Origin of the sequence: Planococcus ruber, from assembly GCF_022819085.1 — a bacterium.
In the GTDB taxonomy this organism is placed as follows: domain Bacteria; phylum Bacillota; class Bacilli; order Bacillales_A; family Planococcaceae; genus Planococcus; species Planococcus ruber.
Window position 1 is genome coordinate 370,339 of the sequence record NZ_JALHAG010000011.1, and the last position, 21,397, is coordinate 391,735.

Genomic DNA, 21,397 nt, shown 5'->3' on the forward strand with positions numbered 1-21,397 from the left:
CCTAATGAAAATTAATGTTCCGCTGAGCTTCAAGAACGTTGTATTCAATTTGTAAATCTTTTAGTTGGCCGTTCAACTTTTCTACTTCTTCTATTGAAAGATCATTTCCAGCAGCATATTCCGCTAAGCTTTTCATCACTTGTAGAATTCCGTCCATTTCTTCTAAAATCTTGATTTGCTCTTTTGTCCATTGAAGTTGCTGCTCCAAAATTTCTTTTTGTTCTTTCATTACTTAAATCTCCTTTCAGTGAAATCTAAGTAATATGAGCAGTCATGAAAGTCTCTACAACTGCTCATATTATTAAAATCTATCCTTTCAGATCAATCGATCCACCAAGATGTGGCTGAACAGATTGCTCCAGCATCTTAATGACACTCTCGCCATTCGATTCTACTTGGTCCATTGATTTCTTCATAACTGAAATACTCGCTTCTTGTCTTACATTAATCTGGCTCAATGCCATTGATAGAGCTGAGATGTCCATGTGAAATCCTCCTTATAGAAAAAGGAGCCTATTTCTAGGCTCCCAATTTTTCTTGAAATTAACGTAGCAATTGCAATACTTGCTGAGGAGCCTGGTTGGCTTGAGCCAACATTGCTTGTGATGCTTGTGCAAGAATCGAATTCTTCGTTTGGTTCATCATTTCTTTCGCCATCGTGCGAACATTTACTTTCATAAATGACTAGACTATATCTTCACCCTCTAAGTTAGTAGGGGCCGGGCACTTCGGATTACCAGTGCTGATGTACACTGTGTCACCTACGGATTTCATCACCATAGCTCTCGCCTTAGATGGTCTATCCTAGTCGTTGAACCTTCTCCACTCTTTCGAGACAGGAGCTTGGCTGCTGATTGCCCAATCTTTTATTTTTTCGAACCGTCACGTTTGCCGTTTCCAGCTGCGTTGTGGCAATAAAAGCTATAAGGGGTTTCCAGCAATTCACCCGGTCGTAATCTCTGGCTGTTACCGGCCAGGACGACTGTACCTCTGCTCGCTTACGCGGCTTCGGCATAATCAACGTCGCGGATACGTGATTCCGCTGCTGTTAGGTTTTCACTAGATGTTGCTAAGTTATTGATTGTGTGTTCTAGTCTGTTTTGAGTTGCTCCAAGTTTTGCTCTTTGAGCAGAAACAGTGTTGATAGCATCAGCAATCTTGTCAATTGAAGCAGTAGCACCACTTTGGCTTGAAACATCAAGGCTGCCTACGCCTAAAGAGGATGCACTCATACTCGAGATATCAACAGAAACCTTTTGCTGCGAATCAGTTGTATCACCAACTTGTAATTGTAATGAGCCACCTGCTCCGCCTGTTCCAGAAACAGTTTTTCCAGTAGTATCATCAAAGAAATTACCGAGATCTGTTGCTAGATTTGCTGCCGTTGCATCAGCATCTGTAGCTGTAAATTCAATTCTTCCTAATCCAACTGATGTAAGATCAATAACCCCTTGCTTACCAGTTGCAGCTGTAAATGCTCCGCCAGTTTCTTTATCTGTTAAAACATCTGAAATATCCACAACTTTAGTTGTTGCATTTCCATCTGTATCCGTTGATGTAAATTTCATTTCAGAACCACTAACAACTGCTGATGTAATTATATCCGTAGCTTTCGCATCAACTCCAGTTATAGAAGTGACCGCAGCTTTCGCAGTAGATGCAATGTCTAAAGTTTTATCAAATCCTACAATGCTTGTTGCTCCAGCACCAATAGAACCATCTAAAAGCTTTTTGCCATTGAAGTTAGTAGTAGAAGAAATTCGATCTAATTCTTCATTTAATTTGTCTACTTCTGCTTGAATAGCTTTTCTGTCAACATTGTCATCTAATGTACCATTGGCAGATTGAGTTGCAAGTTCTTTCATTCTTTGAAGAATTTCAGTTGTTTCGTTCAAAGCACCTTCAGCTGTTTGAATTAATGAAATACCGTCTTGCGCATTCCGTGATGCCTGGTCCAGACCACGAATTTGTGCACGCATTTTTTCAGAGATTGCTAAACCGCCAGCATCATCACTCGCATGGTTAATGCGCATGCCTGAAGATAGTTTCTCCATGCTGCTTGCTTGTGCATTACTTGCTGCACCCATTTGACGGTGCGTGTTTAAAGCTGTGATATTGTGATTAATAATCATTTTGTATTACCTCCGTGTAATGTTTTTTGTTTTTTTATAAGCGTCCAAATCCGTTTGGACTGCCTTACAGTATTTATATCGGAGGGCGTTTTGAAATGTTTAGCGTTTTTTAAAAGTTTTTTATAAAGTTTTTCCAATTTCTTTTCTTCCATAGAAAAAGCCTGCATCTCTGCAGGCTCTCTCTCACTTCTTCAACTTCAAAAAATCACTGATGTTGATCACTTTCGATGCCGCTTGCTTGTTTTCTTCCTGAATCTCCAAATACACTTCTTTCCGGTGGATGGTGATGTGCTTCGGCGCGTTAATGCCGAGCCGGACCATGTCCCCTTCAATGGCCGTGACCGTGATTTCGATGTTGTCGTCGACGACAATCGTTTCGCCTTTTTTTCTGCCGAGTACGAGCATCGCCTACACCTGCCCTTGTTCCGTCTGGAATAAACGCTGTTTGATCTCGTAGGTTTTGTTGTCCAAGACGATTTGCATGCCGAGTTTTTTCCGATTGTTGATGACGATCGGCGCTTTCAAGTTCGTCGTCGCGTCTTTCATGTCGCCAGTAACGGAAACGGTCGCAAGGACGATGGCGTCTGCCGGTTCTTCCAGTTCCAGTCGCTCCACCAATTGCTCCGCGAGCTTGATGTCGTAGTCGGGGAAAAACGAAAACGGATCGACGAGGAAAAAGCTGAGTTCTGCCGAGTCGATCGACTGAAGGAAAAAGAATGGCGATTCGCTGCTTTCGTCGGCCGGCAGCAACACGTATTTTTTCATTTCTTCAAAGCCGGGAATTCCTTTTGCAAATGTCAGGACGCGGTCGTCCGGAAGTTCAATTTCGCCGAATTGGCTTGTCTGGATTTTCATGATGGGCCCCTTTCCGCCTGTTCACTTCTCTACTATAAAAAGTTTCTCTTATTAGCTTAACCGATATTTTGGAAGCTTCAAGACATACCTTAAGACCTAAACTGTTACATCTTAATAAAACCTTTACATTTTTCTGCTCAAAACTAGTGAAAAAAGACTAGTCATGTGCTATCTTAAGGAAACGATGCACCTAGAGGATAGGAAATTCGCTTTACCTAAATGAACAGTATCCCGTTTATTCTCTTAATTGTATCATGAATCCTTTATTTTACATTTTCTATCCTACATCTAGAAAGAGTTGTTTACTAATGGACCCTATTTCATTCACGTATAACTGGCCGCTTGTTATTCTTTCCATAGTCGTCGCGATGTTCGCGGCATTCGTCGCACTCGATATCAGCAGCCGCCTCGCGATTTCAAAGCAAGGCTTGAAGAGGCGCTGGGTCTTGTCAGGCGCCATCGTCATGGGGCTCGGCATTTGGGCGATGCATTTTATCGCGATGCTCGCATTCCATATGTCGATGGAAGTGACGTACAGCGTGCCGATCGTTATTTTATCGATTCTTCCGGCGCTTGCTTCGTGCTGGGTCGCGTTCCGCATCATCAGCCGTCCGGCGAATTCATGGAAGCGACTGTTGGTCGGGGCCTTCTTTATCGGACTCGGCATTATTTCAATGCACTATATCGGCATGGAAGCGATGCAGATGGGCGCCGATATCCAGTACGACCCGTTTCTTTTCGCCTTGTCCGCTGTGATCGCATTCGCCACTTCGCTTGCGGCGCTTTATCTTTTATTCCGTTTGCGTGAGTTGCCGAATTTCCACTGGGGCAAATTCGGCAGTGCGGTGCTCATGGGCTTTGCGGTTGCCGGCATGCATTATACCGGCATGGCAGCGGCAACGTTTACGCCGACAGAAGGCCATGTGCACGGCGGCGCTTCTTCGATGAACGGCACGCTGCTCGGCTACGCGGTCGGGTTTGGTGCGATGCTGATTTTAAGTCTTGCTTATAACAGCGTCCGCATGGACCGGCGCATCGCTGCGCAGTCGGATGAATCGGAGCTGAAATTCCAGTCCGTCATCGAATCGGCCAATGATGCGATCATCGTCGCCGACCATACCGGCAGCATCAGCCAATGGAATCAAGGCGCTGAGCGCATTTTCGGCCATGCGGCGAAAGACGTGATCGGCGAAAAGCTGGATCTGATCATCCCGCCGCATTACCGCAAAAAGCATCAAGCCGGCATGGACCGCTTCTACCAGTCCCGGACGCCGCACGTCATCGGCAAAACGCTGGAGCTCGAAGGCTTGCGAAAAGACGGCAGCGTGTTCCCGATCGAGATTTCGCTTGGCACATGGGAAACGGAAGACGGCGTGTTTTTCAGCAGCATCATCCGCGACATCACGGAACGCAAACTGGCCGATGAAAAAATCAGCAGCCTTGTCTACTTGGATCCGTTGACCGGCTTGCCGAACCGCCGCCTATTCAACGACCGGCTCGCCTCCACTTTGTCGCGCGCTGCGGAAAACCAGCAGCTGTTTTCCTTGTTGTATTTGGATATCGACCATTTCAAATTGGTCAATGATACGTTTGGGCACGCGACCGGCGATCAATTGTTGATCGAAGTGACGGAGCGCCTGCAAAAGCACGCCGCGGAACGGGATACCATTTCCCGACTTGGCGGCGACGAATTCATTCTTTTATTGCCGCAGACCGATTCCAGCACAGCCGCGGAATTTGCCCAGCAAGTCCTCGACTGCTTTAACGAGCCGTTCCAGTTTAACGGGGAGGAAGTGTTCATCACGCCGTCAATCGGCATCAGCCTTTACCCGACAGACGGGGAAGACGCCGAAACTTTGATCAAAAACGCCGATCTTGCCTTGTACCGGGTAAAAGAGGAAGGCAAGAACAATTACCAGTTCTTCACAAAAGACATGAACGAAGAAGTGTCACGGCGTTCGAAAATCGCCATCGGCCTCCGGAAAGGCTTGGATCGCGGCGAGTTTACGATCAACTACCAGCCGCAGATCGACATCAAAACCGGTAAGATCATCGGCGTGGAAGCGCTCGTCCGCTGGGTGCATCCGCACATGGGGCCGATTTCCCCGGGCGAATTCATCCCGATTGCGGAAGAAACCGGCACGATTATCCAACTCGGCGAATTCGTCATGCGAAACGCCTGCCTGCAGAATAAAGCCTGGCAAGATGCGGGGCTGCCGAAGTTCCGGGTGGCCATTAACATTTCATCGCGCCAGTTCTCGCAGACGAATCTTAGCGATTTGGTCCACAGCGCCCTTACCGACTCCGGCCTTGAGCCGAAGTATTTGGAACTCGAACTGACCGAAAGCATCATTCAAGGATCGACGAGCGCGGTTGCGACGATGATGGAACTGAAAGCGATGGGCATCCATTTGTCGATCGATGATTTCGGAACCGGCTATTCGTCACTCAGCTATTTGAAGCTGTTCCCGATCAACACTTTGAAGATCGACCAGTATTTCACGCGCAACATCCATGTCGATGTGAAAGACGCGGCGCTTGTCGATACGATTATCCGCATGGCGCATAACCTCGAGTTGAACGTGATTGCGGAAGGCGTTGAGACGAACGAGCAATTGGATTTCCTGAAAGAACGCCAGTGCGACCAGGCACAGGGCTATTACTTCAACCGTCCGTTGCCCGCAGAAGACATTTTAAAATTGTACGGAGACCCGGCGCCTGCCGGGGTGTAACATGAGAAAAGGCTCTTGAGACGATTGTCTCGAGAGCCTTTTGTGTTTTATACTGTCAAAATTCCTTCCGTTTCGCATCGGAGCTTGTAAACGTTCCGGATCCATTCATGTTCGTGAACAATTCTCTTTTCCATCTTCAAAAGCGTCCGCTTGCCGACGCGCCGGTCCATTAAGCAAAGGGTTTGAATGATATGATTTTTTGACGCCAGCGATTCGGAAATTGGCGCGTTGAAATAAGATTCCAGCGCATCAAAAAAATCGTATTGTCCGTAAATCCTTTCTTGTTTGAGCAATTGATGGGCGATGTCCTGGATCCGGATATTCTCATCGACATCATCAAACTCATAGAATTCCTGCGAATGCCGCAGCGCCCATTCCTTTTCGTACTCTTCCCGCTCCGCCGTGATGGTGCACATGCTGAGCAGTTCTTTTCCGTCCACCGTGATAACGGCGCGCCCAAGCCCGTCATGCGCTTTCCGGTAGTTGATGACTTGGAAATCCACTCGTCCAGCGAGCGATTCACAGGTCAGGCTCTTCAACTTCTTTTTTGCCTTGCTCCATTTTGGGCTGTACATTTGTTCTCTCCTTATCCCAGCTTAATAGACCTGACTTAAACTTTTTCCAATCGTTTCTTGAAGCCGGTGGTAAGACGGATACGGCGCCAGCTTCATATAGAAGCTCTTCAAGAACCCTTTGCAGTTCGCTGCCAAAAACCAATAGTTCTCTTCCGCCACCTGCTGTTTGTGCAGCTCCAATTGTGTCGGCATTTCCTTTAGCAACTCCACAATCACGCCATCACTCATTCCGCGGTTCAGCAGTTCCATCAGCGGAACGAGCAGCCGCTCGTCTTCTCCGTGAACGTAGACACTGTCAGAGACAAAGATTTTATTCCATAGCGTTTCCGCCAGTTCGGGATAGGCCGCAGAATCCAGCTTCGGATTTTGCACGAGCTCGTCGAACGCATCCGCTGCATGGGCGACGCTATGCGCCCAGCCTTTCACCGGGACGTAGCCGCGGATATCGCGCTCCGTCGCCAAATACGTGACCAGCCCATGCTTCACCTGGTGAATCGCCGCTTCCGGCAAAAAATCGTTTTTGTTGTCGCTGTATAAAATCAGTGCGATCAGCAGCGAAGCAAAAGAACGCGTGAACACTGTATCGGTTTCGTTTTCGCCGATCCCTTTAAACAGCAGCTCCAATGAAATGTCGAGCAGCTCGGCCAATTGATCGCCCTTCAGCCGGTCTTCCATGATCCACGTCGAAAAGGTGCCATAAATCAGTCCGTCCCGGAGTTCACTGTCCACAGAACCGATATGGTCGGCCATCGATTGGATGAGTGCATCTTCTATCGCGTGTTCCCCTTGCAGTTCTTGCTTTAACTCTTCCTCTGTCATAGTTAATTTCCTCACTTGTTCAAATAATGGATAACTGCCATTTCCTTGTCGAACCGATTGCCTTCATCAATAAACCCTAAGCTTTTATACAGCTGATGGGCCCCAGTATTTTCCGGACGGTAGCCGACAACGATTTTCTCGGCATTCCATTTCGTTTTCATTTCGTTCATCATTAACTGCGTTGCCGCTTTTCCGATTCCTGAGCCTTGAAATCTCTTATCAATCATGATGCGGTAAATCCAGTAGCCGTCCAGTTCTTCCGGCACCGAGTTGAACATGAGGAAACCGGCTAAAATTTCATCTGCGTAAATCGCATAGGCTTTTAAAGTCGGCTCAAAATGCAGCTGCGCGATCGACACCGCATTCGGTTCGATATGGGCTGCTTGCTGCTCAGCTACTTCAAGCCCGCAGCAGGCATACCAATTTTCTTCGTTTATTTCTGTAATCGTGACATTTCTTGCGTTCATCTGGGTTCCCCTTCCAATTTGCGGGGAAAACGTAGATCTGTTCGTTAGTCCTTCGCAATCCCCTTGTTGATCGTATGAATGTGCATGTAATTATTTGACATAATGACCGTCTCCTTTAATGATTTTTCTTATGTATTCTTTAAATCCTCATAAATCGATACCGGCTGGGCTTCCACCCATACATCAAAATTGTCCTGTTCTATTTCGACAATCTGCTTCCAAGCCACTCCGAAAGGCAAAGTAAACGGCTCGTTTGGCCGAATTCCCTCAATGGTCAAAGATAACCCATTTTCCAAATACTCCACCGCTGACATCTTTACGTTTCGGCTTTGTTGCAGCCAGCTGTCGTCGACTGTTCCGATGCACATTTTCAGCTCGCCGCTCATCCAACTTTTCAACTCTAGCCATTCACCGGTTTCAACATCTGTATCAACAATCGTGATTACCGGAACAAAACTGCAACTAAAGTGAATCTCCTGCACGTATTCCGTTCTGACCTCAGCTTCAATCAAATAGCGTCCATCTGTTTTGAGTTTCACTACCCGAAAGTTTGCTTTCACTAAATCTTTCGGTTCTACCTTCACGTTGACGATGCCGAATGGAGTTTGCAGCATATCGACCTCTCCTTAAGAAACTCGTTTGCGGAAAGCTCTTCGTTCCGCATATGGTACACAGTTATAGCAAATAAGAATCGGCTTTTTCTGGTCACTATAATACTTTCTTGGCTCTTTGGCTTTCTTCTTACAGATTTCACATTTCTTCTGGAAAATCCCGAACACTCTTTTCTGCCCCCAATCCCCTTTTCTTTTCCAAATAAAAAACACCTTCTAAGATAAACATATCTCAAAAGGCATTTATTGGCAATCTATTCTGAAATTTCATCACTTCTTAAAAATCATACTCCGCTTCTTTCGCTTCCCGGATCTGTGTAAACGTCTCCGTCAGCACTACCGTATCTTCCACCAGCCGCTCGAGGCGAAGGCGGACATCGTCGTTGACGATTTCTTTCCGGTAGAAATCCTGCTCTTCAATAAAGACGAAGGTCTGGACGAGCTGCGCTTTCATATAAGCGAGAATCGGCTTCAGCTGCAGTTCCGGAATCAGATAATGCTTCGACGATCCTGCAGTGATGAACAGGCTGACGACTTTGTCGCGGAACGCATTCACCGGAATCAAATCAAAAATATTCTTCAACGTCGCCGGAATCGACGCCTGGAAAATCGGCGTGCCGATGATGATGGCGTCTGCTTCCATAAGGGTGCGCGTGACATAGCCAGTGTCGCCTTCATATTCCAGGTAGTTGCGGCCGTCGCTGAACTGGACGTCGTAATCCGCAAGGTCGAGCAAGACAGTTTCTGCTTCCGGATATTTCGCGGCGAGAATGCCGAGCGTGTAATCCATTGCGGTCCGGGTTTTGGAGCCGACTCTGGAGCCGGATAATCCGACAATTTTCATATTCGTGGCCTCCTATTTCGCCGTGTATTTTTTGATGGCCGGCAGGATTTCCGTGCCGATCAATTCCAGGTTTTTGCGGATATTGTCAAATGGCATGCCGCCGAAATCGATTTGTGCGATATAGCGCTGGTGACCGAACACTTCGTGCTGGTGCAGGATCTTTTCGATGATCTGCTGCGGGCTGCCGACATTCATGATGTTTTGCGGATCGGCGCCTTGTGCGAATAGCTGTTTCGGAAAGCCTTGCCCGTTTGTCAGCTTCATGCCTTCGTTGATATGCGGGTACAGGTCTTTCAAGGCCTGCTGCATCGAATCGGCTGCATAGAAAAAGCCTGCTGTTGCGACCGGCAGCTTGGCTGGGTCGTGTCCGCCTGCTCTTGCCGCTTGCCGGTAAGCATCAATCGTGCGTTTGAAAACAGCTGTGGAGCCGCCAAGATGCGCCATAAACATCGGCACACCGGCGTATCCTGCTTTCATCGCACTGGCAGGTGTTCCGCCAACTGCGCGCCAAATTGGCATCGAACCGGTCACAGGGCGCGGCAGCACGCGCGCATCTCTTAGTGGGGCACGGAACTCGCCGTTCCAATTGACTACTTCTTCTTCATTTAACTTCAACAGCAATTCGAATTTCTCTTCGAATAATTCCTCGTAGTTGCGGACATCGTAGCCCAGCAAATCAAACAAACCGACACGGGACGCACGCCCGGCAACGATTTCTGCACGTCCGCCTGAAATCAAATCGATCGTTGAAAAGTCTTCGTAGACCCGTACCGGATCGGATGTGCTGATGATTGTCGATGAACTCGCGATTTTAATCTTTTCTGTCGCTTGTGCAATCGCCGACAGCACGACCGTATGTGCTTGTGTTGCGAAATAGTCCTGATGGCTTTCGCCGACGCTGAAAAAGTCGACGCCTGCCTGTTCCGCGAGCTTCGCGTATTCAATAATTTCATGGACCCGTTCTTTTGCGGAAATCCGTTCACCTGTCAGCGGATTCGGCAAATGATCCCCCAATGTATAAATTCCAAATTCCATCCCTTTGCTTTTATCAATGCGATACTTCTCCATCTATTCCTCCGCCTTTCCATCTATAGTACTAGTATAAACAGTCTTTCCCGCAACTATCTAGAAGAATGTCTCGAATTCAATGCATTTCAGCCAAAGGTCTGAAGGAAAAAATAAAACAGTCCAGAAAGAATCTCGATAGCTCTCTCTGGACTGTCTCCATTTTTTATCCGACTGTTTTGATGGCTGGCGCAGCCGTCTTCAAGCGCATCAATTCCACACTGCCTTCGATGCCTTTCAAGTTCGCCGTGAAGGCTTCGAGCTGCATGCCGTCTGCATCCAGTAGTTTCCGCAAATTCGCCTGTTCCATATAATCGCTGCTAAAGACGATGTCGCCGCCTTCCGCTTGCCCTTCAATGCGTGCTGCAATATTGACGGTGCGGCCAAAATAATCGAGCCGGTCATTTGAATTCACGGCAATTGCCGGTCCGCTGTATAAACCGATTTTCAAAACGATGTCTTCATTCGTCCCGTCATTGAACGCAGCCAAATTCTGTTGGATTTCAAGTGCCGCTTTCAAGCCGTCTTCCGGCAAATGGAACACCGCCATCACCGCATCGCCGATGGTTTTCACGACACTGCCGGAGTTTTTCGCGATGTGCTGCGTCAAGAATTCAAAATGCCGTCGCACCTGGCCGTAAGCTGCGGCATCACCGACCGTTTCGTATAACGACGTCGAGCCTTTCAAATCGGTGAACAGGATCGTCACCCGGTCGATGCCGATTTTCTTGCCGGGCGACAGCACTTCCGACGAAAACAGATCATGGAATTCCTGCATCGCCGTGACTTTCGCCGCCGTGACTTTTTCGGCATTCCATGAATCCTGCTCCAGCACGATGACAATATCGTTCGAACTGGAATTCGTGATTTCGACTTCTGACGGATTTCCAATCGATGCAAACGACCACCCTCCATCGGAATAAACCAAGGAATCGCGCCCTTTTTGCATCTCGCCTGTCTCAAACCGCACTTGATCATTCGCCTGGACTACCCGTACCCGCAACGATTCCAAGCTTTCGGGAATGTTGAGTAAAACGGTTTCCCCCATCCCAACGATTTTCTGCATCTTTACGTGCGGCGTAATCATCGGCCCGCCGACGCAATACACTTCCGCATACGCTTTTCGTACAGACGGATGCACCGAAAACTGCAATTCAACGTATTGGTCGAAATTCGCGTCGTAATTGATGCCGCACAAGTCGCAGTGGAATTGTTCGGTGATGTCCGACAACGAATTCTGTTCCGACTTCGATATGCGGCAATTCGGGCAGATCAGATTCCAGCTCAAGTTCAGCATGCCTTCTTTCGTTGCATACAATAAGAGTCGGAGCACTTCGTCCAAGTCCGCATGCCATAAGTTCGCAAGCAGCGCGGGTTCGATATGGGCGACGTCTTGGCTGCTTTTTTCGATCAAATAATCATGAAGCAGTGCCACATACTCCTCTTTCACCGGCCGCTTCCGCAATGCCGTTTCCAGCCGCTCGAGTTCATCGAGCTGCACTTTATGGCTGGACGATTTCTGCGGAGCGTTGAACGGATCATCCGCTCCCGATGCCAAATACTCTTCCAAGTATTTCATGCTGTTTTTCATCGACTGCAAACCGATGAGTGGAATCGCGGCAGCACCTAAAGCGTTGCGCGCTTTGAACGAAGCCTTGATGCGCACGCCGGTTTTATTCGGCGAACCGTCTTTTGCTTCGAATAGTTCAACCCCCCACAGGTAATAGTGAAGCGGGCCGCCGATATAGCGGCGCTCCACGGAATACGCACGGTTCTCTTCCCACTGGAACGGATATTCCCGCCAGTGCAGCGGAACCGTGTTGGCGATTTTCGCCCGGCCTTCCCGGAAAAAAACACCGTTGCCTTCTTTTTTCGCTTCACTGAAGGCGACCGGAAAAAGGCCGATGTATAAATTCAAGCGATTGTTGTCGCTCAACAATTTCCAGATCGTTTCTTTACGAAGCGGAAATTCCCGCTCCATCGTATAATTCTTTACTGCATAATTCATCTGCTTCGCTCCTAAGATATCGCAATCGCTACAGCTAATAAAATCACATGGAAGATCTGGTCAGCCATGATGGACAGCCAGACCTTTTCAGGCCCTTTAGCTGTTTGGACACGGCGTACCCAGAAAGCGACAAAAGTTTTGCGGTCTAAAATGACATGTCCGATGAAGATGATGGCAATTCCTTCTAGCGATAAGCCGCCGGATAACCAGCCGACACTTGCCACTACGATTGTATAGACCGTAACATGGGTCAATAGAGGCAGCCATTTCGTTGCCTTGTATTTCGCCATCCAGGAAGTCTGCAATAGAAAATCACCAATTAAATGCCCGATTAACAGCCAATCAAACTGGCTCATAGTTTATACTCATCTTCATGTTCAATATCGCAGTCATCGAAGTCATAATTGCATTCTTCGAGGATGCTGATGAACGCATCGACAATTTCCGCATCGAACAGCGTGCCGCGGCAGCGGAGAAGTTCCGCTGCACTTTCCCGGTACGATAAACCAACGCTATAAGAGCGGGTTGTCGTCATCGCATCAAAGGTATCCGCGACGCCGACGATTCTTGCAAATAGCGGAATGTCCCCTTCTTTTAAAGCATCCGGATAGCCGGAGCCGTCCAACCGTTCATGATGCGAACGTGCCGTCTCAATCGCATAGACCATCGAAGACTTCGGTTCCATATTCGATAAGATGTCCGCTCCGATGATGGTATGCTGTTTGATCAATTCATATTCATCGAACGTCAAACGCTCCGGCTTTCGGAGCACTTCATCCGTAATGCCGATTTTGCCGATGTCGTGGAGCAGCGCCGCTTTATAAAGTTCTTCCCGCATCGTCAATCCCAAGCCGAGGCGTTCCCCGATCCAGACGGAATATTTCGCTACCCGTTCCGAATGCCCCGCTGTATACGGATCCCGTGCATCCAAAACTTTCGCGAGCGTTTTGATCATGCTGACGAACATTTTGTAGAGGGTATCGTACATTTGGCTGTTCTGCAGCGCAAGTGCGGATTGGTTCGCGAGCGCTTGGGCAAGTCTCATGTCTTGTTCCGTGAAGAAAGCGGTGTGTTTTTTATTCAGCAATTGCAAAGCTCCAAGTACCGTATCTTTCACGATCAACGGCACGGTGATCATCGATTTCGTTACAAAGCCGCTTGAATGGTCGACCCGGTTCGTCCAGTTCGGATCAGTCGCTGCGTTTTCAATCAGCTGTGCCTGGCCTTCCGTAATGACTTTCCCCACAATACCTTCATCTTTTTTCAATTTGATATTTAAAATGGTCGAAGACGAGGGGCCGAAAGCCGCCACCGCCTTGATTTCTTCTTTCTCATCATCATCCGTTACCCAAAGCGTCCCCGCTTCCGCGCCGACTACTTCCACCATCTGCAAAAGAATGTTCTGAAACACCTCTTCGATCGCCAAATTAGCATTCAATTGCTTCGATGCATCTAATAAGGTTAAAAGCTCCTGCACTTTCCCTTCTAACTCCGCTATCCGCTCCACATGATTCCCCCATTTTTAATTAACGTCTTTATTTACTCTATCGGCCATTTTCACCTTTCTTTTAACGGGGAACTTTCTGCCATGAATTCCTTATCTGAATGAATTGCTCGCAAATGATGGTGAGTTTCCCTCAAAAAAGCTCTTAATAAAAAAGCTGGCACCTTTTGTCACCAGCTCAGCTGAAAAGTTTCATCATGCAATCATATTTCCAATCCACTCAAAAATCATGGCCAAGAGATAAAGCGGTACTCCCACAATCAGCATCCCGGCAAAAATATAGCCTAAGCCTTTCAGCAGCATCTTCATCACATCATCAATAGCTCCAGCCAAATCGTCGATAAAGCTCAGCATCCAGCGCACCCCTTTCATCGAATCCCTCGCTTTTTTGCTTTATCATACCATTTCAAAAATTAGTAAAATAGATTTTTTCCAGTTTTATTCCTTTTTCTTTATAAAAAATGCCTCTTCGGATGGCTAACTCCGGAGAAGCAAATTTTTCAGCGTTAAAAATAGCGTTTTTAATTTTTGATGCAGTCCGCCTTTATCCGCAAGTCTCAATCGGCTGAATACAACTCAGAAACAGTAACAAGTTCATATCCTTCCTCTTTTAAGAACGCTAATACTAATTCGACTGCTTCAACAGTAGACTTATGAATATCATGCATCAGAATGACAGACCCGTCTGAGATATTCTCCTTGACTATGCTTAGCACTTCATTTGGATTATGTGATTTCCAATCCAATGTATCAATTGTCCATAATACCGCCGGCAACCCGATTATTTCTCGCACTTGATCATTTACAGCACCATATGGAGGCCGGAAAACTGTAGGCTGTTCGCCCGTTGCATTGAGAATTACTTCATTAGTCATTTCAATTTCCTGTATAGTCTCTGTTTCGCCAAGGGAAGTTAGATCTTTATGGGACCAGGTATGATTTCCCATTTCGTGGCCTTTTTCAGCAATTTCTTGAGCTGCTTCCGGATAGAAATCCACTCTATTCCCTAGCATAAAAAAGGTCGCTTTGGCATTATATTCATCCAAGAGCTGAAGAATCGCTGCCGTATTAATGGGATGCGGGCCATCATCAAACGTAAGAGCAACCTGCTTCGTATCGAATGTACGGTCCTCTATCTTCTCCCATTCGCTTTCCTTACTTGATTTTGATTTTTCTTCGCCTTCATTCTCAAGATCCATTGTTTTTCTCCACTCATCTGTCAACAAATCGCTCATTTTATCAAGTGGGATGGAGATCTCCGGCGAACCTGCTGCCCCAGCCGCAATCTCGTATTTATTGAACTTAAAGAAAACGGAGTTAGTCGTCAGGTACATATTGGCAAACATATTACGTTCATCTTCAATCCATTCCTCAAGTAATTCATTCAATACATAGGAGCTGTACTTCTCGGAACTTTCGATGCGGCTAAGCAATAACTGATGAATTGTATCCCGGGTCTCTTCATTATCATTTAAAATTTCCGTTTGCTGGATAAACCGTTCCTTTTGAATATCAGCTAGAAACACTTTTGAATTTTGAAATCCGTTTGCTCCTGTAACGTAACTTTCCTGAGTAAAGACAATGGCGTACATATTTTCAGCAAATGGATGGAGGTCGAAAGAAATATGCAATGACGCGGAATTGCCTTTAAGATCGTCCTTGTTTCTGTTTACCTCGGCGAGGAATTCCTGCATAGACTTATTTATGTACTTATGAATATCCTCATTTAAAGAGCTAACTTTAAATTCCGGATAATGGATGGAGATATTATATGTTGTTTCTTCGGTTACTGCAGTATGTATGTCGATTCCGGTGTATGCGGAGTGTTCCGTTTTCTTGCTGGTTTTGTTGTGTGAAGAGTAAACATTGTCCTGTTCTACAAGAGAATTTACTGCTAGAAGAACAGCTGTAATACTAAAGAATAGTAGAATATTCTTCGTTAACTTTGTTGGCCTCATCCTATTTCTCCTTCTTGAAGTTTCGTTCTGTTTACTAAATAGACGCAGGAACCTGCCCATTTTGTTTTCGAGAATAAACATTTTTAATAGAAATAACTTCCTGAAACGAAGGTCATCCTGATTTTTTAATAATAAAAAGGCAAGCACCTTTTTCTTCTTCAACAGAAGCGAAAGACACTTGCCATGTTTTCAACTTAATGAAGATATTTATCCCCGACGAGGATATCGGAAATAATATCCGTTGGAATTTCAAACGCTACTGCTCCCATATATCCAGGCGCGACTTCATATTCGTCGAATGCGATAGTTAACTTATGGTCGGGGCTGATATAAAATTGCTGGTCTGGATTAATTTGTGTAAAAGGCTCCATTTCGTCTTCTGAAATAAAATAAACCTTATTCGGATCTGCTTCCATCTGTTGCCTCATTTGTTCTTTGATGTTTTCGCTAATCACAGGTATATATTGATCGTTTTTAAATAAGCTTTTCAAAGTAATTAACAACTCATTCTCTTTATCAATCACCACATAATGGTTTTGCACATATCCGGAAGCTTGTGTGATTTCGGTACTTCGGCTGATGGATAGCAGCTCTGGAGTATCTGTGATAATTTCAAAATCACTATTAATTGCTAAATGTTCATTTTTATCGGCCGCAGCAAACTCTTTATAGAGCTTTTTACTTTCTTCTAAGTACTTTTCGTTTACGCTGTTTTCTAATGCCTTATTATCAAGGCCAGAGATGGCAGGTGTTTTTATAGTAATACTTGTGTTATTTGCTGCTTCATTGAGTTCATTGAAAGTTAGTACTTCCACAATTCCTTTCATAATAGGCACTTTCGACATGGCATTTGCTACATCCGGACTGAAGTTGACGGTTGCAGTGAGCAATAAAGCGGCTGCTACTGGCCACATAAACAAATGTTTTTTCCTTTTCTTTTGCGGTATCGTCTTTAAGATGATTTCATCCAATTCCTTTGGAATGGGTACATTCTTATACGCTTCCCTCAAGTCTTTTAATTTTTTATCCATTTAATAATCCTCCTCAACAATGGTGATATGTAAGATCTTTAATCCTTTGTATAGCCGAGTTTTTATTGTATTAATATTTTCATCAAGAATTTCTGCGATTTCCTCCAGTTTCAAATCCTCAAAGAAGCGAAGGGCAATGACCGTTTTATACTGTATCGGCAATTCATCTAAGGCCTTATGGAGATCCATGTCTTTATAGGTATCTTCCTTTCCAGCGCTTAAAAAATTTATCATGCCGTCATCAGCCAGAGATACTTTCTTTTGCTTTCTTACAAGGTCAATGGCAGTCCTTACTACGATTTTATAAAACCAGCTTTTCATTGCATTCGGGTCTTTTATTTTGTCCAAAGAAGTCAATGCTTTTTTTATCGATTCCTGAACAATGTCTAATGCATCTTCCTGATTTTTTACATAGCTGTAGGCCAATCGATAAAAGTCTTCCTTGTGGTCGGTAATACAGGCGATAAATAATTGATGTACATCATATGTCTTCATTTCATTTCAAGAGCTCCTTTTTAAAAAAAAATACATTTCATAACTAGTTACATAATATAGACGTTGTAGCTTAACAAAAAAGTTTGCTTAAAGTGGATAGATTCATCCTTAAAAATAATCCGTCACTTAAAGAAATGTTTTTTTGCAATCACTAACTATAGAAAACGCAGATTCATCCGCTGAAAATGCACCTTTTTATTGGATAATTCTTATTCAAGCAGTTACCTTTAAAACATTCTGCCCCTTTATAATTACAACAATGAACGTTTCAAAAAAGACCCGAAACTATAAAAAAGACGTTCATAAAAGTGTGCAGCCACTTTACGAACGTCTTCTTATTTATGGATACATTTATGGAACGGCAACCCGTTCAAATTTCCCAGCTTTATTGTTGCTTAACAAACTATATTATTAGTTTGAATTATTTTATTCAACCGTTACGGATTTCGCCAAGTTGCGAGGCTTGTCCACGTCGCAGTCGCGGTGAAGCGCTGCGTAGTAAGAAATCAATTGCATCGGGATGACCGATACTAATGGTGACAACAATTCATGGACTTTTGGAAGCACAAGGCTGTCGCCGTCTTCCTGCAAGCCTTCCATTGAAATGATGCAAGGGTGTGCGCCGCGCGCCGCTACTTCTTTCACGTTGCCGCGGATGCTCAAGTTAACCGCTTCTTGCGTTGCAAGGGCGATTACTGGTGTGCCTTCTTCGATCAAGGCAATCGTACCGTGCTTCAATTCGCCGCCGGCAAAGCCTTCCGCTTGGATGTACGAAATCTCTTTCAATTTCAATGCGCCTTCTAAACCTACGAAGTAATCCATCACGCGGCCGATGAAGAAGCAATTGCGTGTTGTTGAAAGGAAATCGCGTGCGATTTGTTCCATTTCTTCTTTCATGTCGACTTGCGACTGGATCGCGTTCGCAACGATTCCAAGTTCCTGCACAAGATCAAAGCCGATGTCGATTCCTTTAGACTGCGCAGTAACAGCAGCCAAGATTGAAAGGACAGCGATTTGCGCTGTGTAGGCTTTTGTTGAAGCTACAGCAATTTCAGGTCCTGCATACAACAATAACGTATGGTCAGCTTCACGTGAAAGCGTTGAGCCCGCTACGTTTGTGATCGTTAGTGACGGATGGCCGAGTTTCTTGATTTTCACCAATACTTGGCGGCTGTCTGCTGTTTCGCCTGATTGTGAAATAAAGACGAATAGCGGTTTTTCAGAAAGAAGCGGCATGTTGTAGCCGAATTCACTTGCTACGTGCACTTCTACTGGAATGCCAGCCATTTTCTCCAAATACTCTTTTCCGATCAATCCTGCGTGGTAGCTTGTACCTGCAGCAATGATGTGGATGCGGTCCGCTTGTTTCACCGCTTCGATGATTTCAGGCTGGATTGTCAATTTGTCGTCCGCGCCTTGGTAAGCTTGGATGATTTTGCGCATTACAGCTGGCTGCTCATCGATTTCTTTTAACATATAATGAGGGTAAGTCCCTTTTTCGATGTCGCTCATGTCGATTTCCGCTTTGAATGGCTGGCGGCTTACCGCTTCCCCGTCCAATGTTAGGATTTCTACGCTGTCTTTGCGAACGATGACGATTTCCTTATCCATCAATTCCACGAATTGATCCGTGATTTGAAGCATCGCCATTGCGTCACTTGCTACAACGTTAAAGCCGTCGCCAAGGCCGACAAGCAATGGGCTCTTGTTTTTCGCAACAAAAATCGTCTGTTCTTCTTCTGCATCAAGCAAAGCGATTGCGTAAGAACCTTTTAATAGCGTCAATGTTTTGCTGAACGCTTCTTGCGTCGTCATGCCTTCTTCGACAAATTTGCCGATCAATTGCACGACGATTTCCGTATCTGTGTCAGACTCCATTTCCACGCCAGCCAAGTAATCGCGCTGAATGTGGTGGTAGTTTTCGATGACGCCGTTATGCACCAATGTGAAACGGTCATTTTCGTTCTGGTGAGGGTGGGCATTGACGCGGTTCGGCTTCCCGTGAGTTGCCCAACGCGTATGTCCGATCCCTGTTGTTCCAACCACTTCGTCTTCTACGACAGCACGCAAATCAGCGATGCGTCCTTTTTCTTTAAAGACTGTGATGCCTTTTCCGTTGCGTACAGCGATACCCGCTGAATCGTAGCCGCGGTATTCCAGGCGCTCAAGCCCTTTTAACAAAATTTCTTTCGAGTCGTTTTCCCCAATATATCCAACAATTCCACACATAATCCAATTCCTCCAGTTTTCTGCAAGTTAAAATAAGCATTTGCATGCGTTCGCAAACACCTTAGTAAGCCCATCCATACCGTTGTACAGCCGATTGCTCCGCTGCTTTAAGTATTGGATATGACGACCGGGCTTCGCGGCCGGGAGGTATCCGCCGAAATCTCGATACTCCTCCTCCTCGTCTACTGGAAACTGACTTGTCCGTCCAATTTTTCCAGTACAGGCGCTTTAACTATTTTCCACGTACGCATTACTATCCCCCTTTTTCTGCGGCCCTAAACAGGCAACTTTATCATAACCTCTAACCTGCGCCGCGTCAACGATACACCATTGAAATAGGGCTTAAGGCGAGAACCCGATGGTGCGAAAGACTGGAAAGAATTCGGATATAAAATCGGGTATTCTTCACACGAATAATTGGAAATTTTTTAAGACTGATGGATATGAAATAAAAAATGCGCGCGTTGGGCTAAATTTGCGTGCGTTCATTGGGAAATACGCGCGTTCAAAAGAATTTGTGCGCGTTCAGCGAAAAATGCGCGCGCTCGCAGAGATTTGCGCGCGTTCAACCAAATTTGCACGCTAGCCGCCTTCACACTCACCATCCGCTCCCCATAAAAAAAGGCCGGAAGCATTCGCCTCCGGTCCATCTCCTATATTAAACTTAGTTCATGCCCATTTCTGCTCGCACTACTTCAGCAATGCGCTCCACGTAGCTTTCACAGTCTTCCACTGAAGCTGCTTCCACCATCACTCGGACAAGCGGTTCAGTTCCGGACGGGCGCACAAGGACGCGGCCGTTGCCGTTCATTTCGCTTTCCACTTCGGCAATTTTCTCTGCCACTTTCGCATTATCCGTCACGGCGTGTTTGTCCGTTACGCGGATATTGACGAGCTTCTGCGGGAAGATCGTCATTTCCTCTGCCAGCTCAGACAATTTCTTGCCGGTGATTTTCATGATGTTGACCAACTGCAAGCCTGTCAATAAACCATCGCCGGTTGTATTGTAATCAAGGAAAATGATGTGGCCGGATTGTTCGCCGCCCAAGTTATAATCGTTGTTCTTCATTTCTTCTACAACGTAGCGGTCGCCGACAGCCGTCTGCTTGCTTTCCATATCATGCGCTTCCAATGCTTTATAGAAACCCATATTGCTCATCACAGTAGAAACGACCGTGTTTTTCTTCAATCGCCCTTCGGAATGCAGATGCTTCGCGATGATGTACATAATCTGGTCGCCATCTACAATGGTTCCTTTTTCATCCACTGCGATCAACCGGTCGCCGTCGCCATCAAACGCGAGGCCGATATCCGCTTTTTTCGCTACGACCAACTCAGCCAATTTTTCAGGATGCGTCGATCCCACATGGTCGTTGATGTTCAAGCCGTTTGGTGAAGCACCCATCGTTGAAATGTCTGCATCCAAATCAGCAAATACGTGCGTAGCCAAACTAGAAGTGGCACCATGTGCGCAATCAAGCGCCACGTGGATGCCGGCAAATTCTTCGTCTACGGTCTGTTTTAAATACTGGATGTATTTCTGTCCGCCTTCAAAATAATCCGTGATGCTTCCAAGATCTCCGCCAGTCGGGCGCGGCAATGTATCTTCTTCCGCATCAAGCAATGCTTCGATTTCAAATTCCTGGTCATCTGACAATTTAAAGCCATCCGAACCGAAGAATTTGATGCCGTTGTCTGCCACCGGATTGTGTGAAGCAGAAATCATGACGCCGGCTTCTGCGCTCATGACGCGAGTCAAATAAGCAACGCCTGGTGTGCTGATAACGCCGAGGCGCATCACTTCTGCACCGACGGATAATAGGCCGGCTGCCAGTGCGCCTTCCAACATTTCCCCGGAAATACGCGTATCGCGACCGATCAAGACTTTCGGTTTGCCTTTCGAGCTTTTTGTTAAGATGTATCCGCCGAAGCGGCCTAATTTAAATGCCAATTCCGGTGTCAGTTCGGTATTTGCTACACCACGCACACCATCAGTTCCAAAATATTTTCCCATTATTTTCTCTCCTTCAATTCCTATGCTTGAATTGTTTTATCCTGCTTCAGCCAAGGTT

General features: G+C 46.1%; 21 protein-coding genes and 1 pseudogene. 1 reads left to right on the forward strand and 21 read right to left on the reverse strand.

Features of this window, described 5'->3' with window-relative positions; genetic code table 11:
* Position 1: 1 nt before the first annotated feature.
* The 6 genes and pseudogenes from MTR82_RS14655 to fliW form a co-directional block, all read right to left on the reverse strand.
* Positions 2–229: a hypothetical protein gene (locus tag MTR82_RS14655; RefSeq protein WP_246809626.1), complete on the reverse strand. Its 228-nt coding sequence runs from the start codon at positions 227–229 to the stop codon at positions 2–4.
* Positions 230–308: 79 nt separating this feature from the next.
* Positions 309–485: a YjfB family protein gene (locus MTR82_RS14660; protein WP_246809627.1), complete on the reverse strand. Its 177-nt coding sequence runs from the start codon at positions 483–485 to the stop codon at positions 309–311.
* 58 nt (positions 486–543) lie between these two features.
* Positions 544–657, reverse strand: a pseudogene (locus tag MTR82_RS14665) (flagellin); the annotation flags it as partial.
* Between the two features lie 341 nt (positions 658–998).
* The gene (locus MTR82_RS17125; protein WP_279577091.1) at positions 999–2,132 is read right to left on the reverse strand and encodes a flagellin N-terminal helical domain-containing protein; all 1,134 of its coding nucleotides are present in this window, start codon (positions 2,130–2,132) and stop codon (positions 999–1,001) included.
* Positions 2,133–2,315: 183 nt separating this feature from the next.
* Positions 2,316–2,537, reverse strand: a complete 222-nt coding sequence (gene csrA, locus MTR82_RS14680) for a carbon storage regulator CsrA (protein WP_246809628.1) — start codon at positions 2,535–2,537, stop codon at positions 2,316–2,318.
* A gap of 3 nt (positions 2,538–2,540) precedes the next feature.
* Positions 2,541–2,987 (reverse strand): flagellar assembly protein FliW, encoded by a 447-nt coding sequence (fliW, locus tag MTR82_RS14685; RefSeq protein WP_246809629.1) that lies wholly within the window; start codon positions 2,985–2,987, stop codon positions 2,541–2,543.
* 308 nt (positions 2,988–3,295) lie between these two features.
* On the opposite strand from fliW, the gene MTR82_RS14690 reads away from it, so the two are divergent.
* A complete protein-coding gene (locus MTR82_RS14690) occupies positions 3,296–5,719 on the forward strand; it encodes a bifunctional diguanylate cyclase/phosphodiesterase (protein WP_246809630.1) in 2,424 nt (807 codons plus the stop codon).
* A 47-nt stretch (positions 5,720–5,766) separates the two neighbouring features.
* Here the strand turns inward: MTR82_RS14690 and MTR82_RS14695 are convergent, their stop codons facing one another.
* The 15 genes from MTR82_RS14695 to glmM form a co-directional block, all read right to left on the reverse strand.
* Positions 5,767–6,294: an SF0329 family protein gene (locus tag MTR82_RS14695; RefSeq protein ID WP_246809631.1), complete on the reverse strand. Its 528-nt coding sequence runs from the start codon at positions 6,292–6,294 to the stop codon at positions 5,767–5,769.
* A gap of 21 nt (positions 6,295–6,315) precedes the next feature.
* Positions 6,316–7,113, reverse strand: a complete 798-nt coding sequence (locus tag MTR82_RS14700; protein ID WP_246809632.1) for a DUF2785 domain-containing protein — start codon at positions 7,111–7,113, stop codon at positions 6,316–6,318.
* Between the two features lie 11 nt (positions 7,114–7,124).
* The gene (locus MTR82_RS14705) at positions 7,125–7,580 is read right to left on the reverse strand and encodes a GNAT family N-acetyltransferase (RefSeq protein WP_246809633.1); all 456 of its coding nucleotides are present in this window, start codon (positions 7,578–7,580) and stop codon (positions 7,125–7,127) included.
* A gap of 128 nt (positions 7,581–7,708) precedes the next feature.
* Positions 7,709–8,194 carry a hypothetical protein gene (locus MTR82_RS14710; RefSeq protein ID WP_246809634.1) on the reverse strand — a complete coding sequence of 162 codons (486 nt, stop codon included), beginning with the start codon at positions 8,192–8,194 and terminating at the stop codon, positions 7,709–7,711.
* Between the two features lie 274 nt (positions 8,195–8,468).
* The gene (locus MTR82_RS14715) at positions 8,469–9,035 is read right to left on the reverse strand and encodes an NADPH-dependent FMN reductase (RefSeq protein WP_246809635.1); all 567 of its coding nucleotides are present in this window, start codon (positions 9,033–9,035) and stop codon (positions 8,469–8,471) included.
* A gap of 12 nt (positions 9,036–9,047) precedes the next feature.
* On the reverse strand, positions 9,048–10,103 hold the full coding sequence (locus tag MTR82_RS14720) for an LLM class flavin-dependent oxidoreductase (protein WP_246809636.1): 1,056 nt from the start codon (positions 10,101–10,103) through the stop codon (positions 9,048–9,050).
* Positions 10,104–10,266: 163 nt separating this feature from the next.
* Positions 10,267–12,108, reverse strand: coding sequence for an adenylate/guanylate cyclase domain-containing protein (locus MTR82_RS14725; protein ID WP_246809637.1), 1,842 nt, complete (start codon positions 12,106–12,108; stop codon positions 10,267–10,269).
* 11 nt (positions 12,109–12,119) lie between these two features.
* Positions 12,120–12,464 (reverse strand): DUF3307 domain-containing protein, encoded by a 345-nt coding sequence (locus MTR82_RS14730; RefSeq protein WP_246809638.1) that lies wholly within the window; start codon positions 12,462–12,464, stop codon positions 12,120–12,122.
* Positions 12,461–13,615: a GAF and HD-GYP domain-containing protein gene (locus MTR82_RS14735; protein WP_246809639.1), complete on the reverse strand. Its 1,155-nt coding sequence runs from the start codon at positions 13,613–13,615 to the stop codon at positions 12,461–12,463. Before MTR82_RS14735 ends, MTR82_RS14730 begins: the two co-directional genes overlap by 4 nt.
* A 192-nt stretch (positions 13,616–13,807) precedes the next feature.
* Positions 13,808–13,966, reverse strand: coding sequence for a hypothetical protein (locus tag MTR82_RS14740; RefSeq protein ID WP_246809640.1), 159 nt, complete (start codon positions 13,964–13,966; stop codon positions 13,808–13,810).
* A gap of 203 nt (positions 13,967–14,169) precedes the next feature.
* Positions 14,170–15,570 (reverse strand): polysaccharide deacetylase family protein, encoded by a 1,401-nt coding sequence (locus MTR82_RS14745; protein ID WP_246809641.1) that lies wholly within the window; start codon positions 15,568–15,570, stop codon positions 14,170–14,172.
* 194 nt (positions 15,571–15,764) lie between these two features.
* Positions 15,765–16,601 carry an anti-sigma-V factor RsiV gene (gene rsiV / locus MTR82_RS14750; RefSeq protein WP_052654007.1) on the reverse strand — a complete coding sequence of 279 codons (837 nt, stop codon included), beginning with the start codon at positions 16,599–16,601 and terminating at the stop codon, positions 15,765–15,767.
* Entirely contained in the window at positions 16,602–17,096 is a 495-nt protein-coding gene (locus MTR82_RS14755; RefSeq protein ID WP_246809642.1) for an RNA polymerase sigma factor, read from the reverse strand.
* A gap of 426 nt (positions 17,097–17,522) precedes the next feature.
* Positions 17,523–19,325, reverse strand: a complete 1,803-nt coding sequence (glmS, locus tag MTR82_RS14760; protein WP_246809643.1) for a glutamine--fructose-6-phosphate transaminase (isomerizing) — start codon at positions 19,323–19,325, stop codon at positions 17,523–17,525.
* Between the two features lie 664 nt (positions 19,326–19,989).
* Positions 19,990–21,339, reverse strand: coding sequence for a phosphoglucosamine mutase (gene glmM, locus MTR82_RS14765; protein ID WP_052654016.1), 1,350 nt, complete (start codon positions 21,337–21,339; stop codon positions 19,990–19,992).
* Between the last annotated feature and the right edge of the window lie 58 nt (positions 21,340–21,397).

Excerpts from the sequence above, each read along its gene's own strand:
- MTR82_RS14690 (WP_246809630.1), top strand. The coding sequence starts at position 3,296 with ATGGACCCTATTTCATTCACGTATAACTGGCCGCTTGTTATTCTTTCC.
- MTR82_RS14755 (WP_246809642.1), bottom strand. The coding sequence starts at position 17,096 with ATGAAGACATATGATGTACATCAATTATTTATCGCCTGTATTACCGAC.
- MTR82_RS14745 (WP_246809641.1), bottom strand. The coding sequence starts at position 15,570 with ATGAGGCCAACAAAGTTAACGAAGAATATTCTACTATTCTTTAGTATT.
- MTR82_RS14740 (WP_246809640.1), bottom strand. The coding sequence starts at position 13,966 with ATGCTGAGCTTTATCGACGATTTGGCTGGAGCTATTGATGATGTGATG.
- MTR82_RS14655 (WP_246809626.1), bottom strand. The coding sequence starts at position 229 with ATGAAAGAACAAAAAGAAATTTTGGAGCAGCAACTTCAATGGACAAAA.
- MTR82_RS14660 (WP_246809627.1), bottom strand. The coding sequence starts at position 485 with ATGGACATCTCAGCTCTATCAATGGCATTGAGCCAGATTAATGTAAGA.
- MTR82_RS14720 (WP_246809636.1), bottom strand. The coding sequence starts at position 10,103 with ATGGAGAAGTATCGCATTGATAAAAGCAAAGGGATGGAATTTGGAATT.
- MTR82_RS14730 (WP_246809638.1), bottom strand. The coding sequence starts at position 12,464 with ATGAGCCAGTTTGATTGGCTGTTAATCGGGCATTTAATTGGTGATTTT.
- MTR82_RS14710 (WP_246809634.1), bottom strand. The coding sequence starts at position 8,194 with ATGCTGCAAACTCCATTCGGCATCGTCAACGTGAAGGTAGAACCGAAA.
- MTR82_RS14725 (WP_246809637.1), bottom strand. The coding sequence starts at position 12,108 with ATGAATTATGCAGTAAAGAATTATACGATGGAGCGGGAATTTCCGCTT.
- MTR82_RS17125 (WP_279577091.1), bottom strand. The coding sequence starts at position 2,132 with ATGATTATTAATCACAATATCACAGCTTTAAACACGCACCGTCAAATG.
- rsiV (WP_052654007.1), bottom strand. The coding sequence starts at position 16,601 with ATGGATAAAAAATTAAAAGACTTGAGGGAAGCGTATAAGAATGTACCC.
- MTR82_RS14695 (WP_246809631.1), bottom strand. The coding sequence starts at position 6,294 with ATGTACAGCCCAAAATGGAGCAAGGCAAAAAAGAAGTTGAAGAGCCTG.
- glmS (WP_246809643.1), bottom strand. The coding sequence starts at position 19,325 with ATGTGTGGAATTGTTGGATATATTGGGGAAAACGACTCGAAAGAAATT.
- MTR82_RS14700 (WP_246809632.1), bottom strand. The coding sequence starts at position 7,113 with ATGACAGAGGAAGAGTTAAAGCAAGAACTGCAAGGGGAACACGCGATA.
- glmM (WP_052654016.1), bottom strand. The coding sequence starts at position 21,339 with ATGGGAAAATATTTTGGAACTGATGGTGTGCGTGGTGTAGCAAATACC.
- csrA (WP_246809628.1), bottom strand. The coding sequence starts at position 2,537 with ATGCTCGTACTCGGCAGAAAAAAAGGCGAAACGATTGTCGTCGACGAC.
- MTR82_RS14705 (WP_246809633.1), bottom strand. The coding sequence starts at position 7,580 with ATGAACGCAAGAAATGTCACGATTACAGAAATAAACGAAGAAAATTGG.
- MTR82_RS14715 (WP_246809635.1), bottom strand. The coding sequence starts at position 9,035 with ATGAAAATTGTCGGATTATCCGGCTCCAGAGTCGGCTCCAAAACCCGG.
- fliW (WP_246809629.1), bottom strand. The coding sequence starts at position 2,987 with ATGAAAATCCAGACAAGCCAATTCGGCGAAATTGAACTTCCGGACGAC.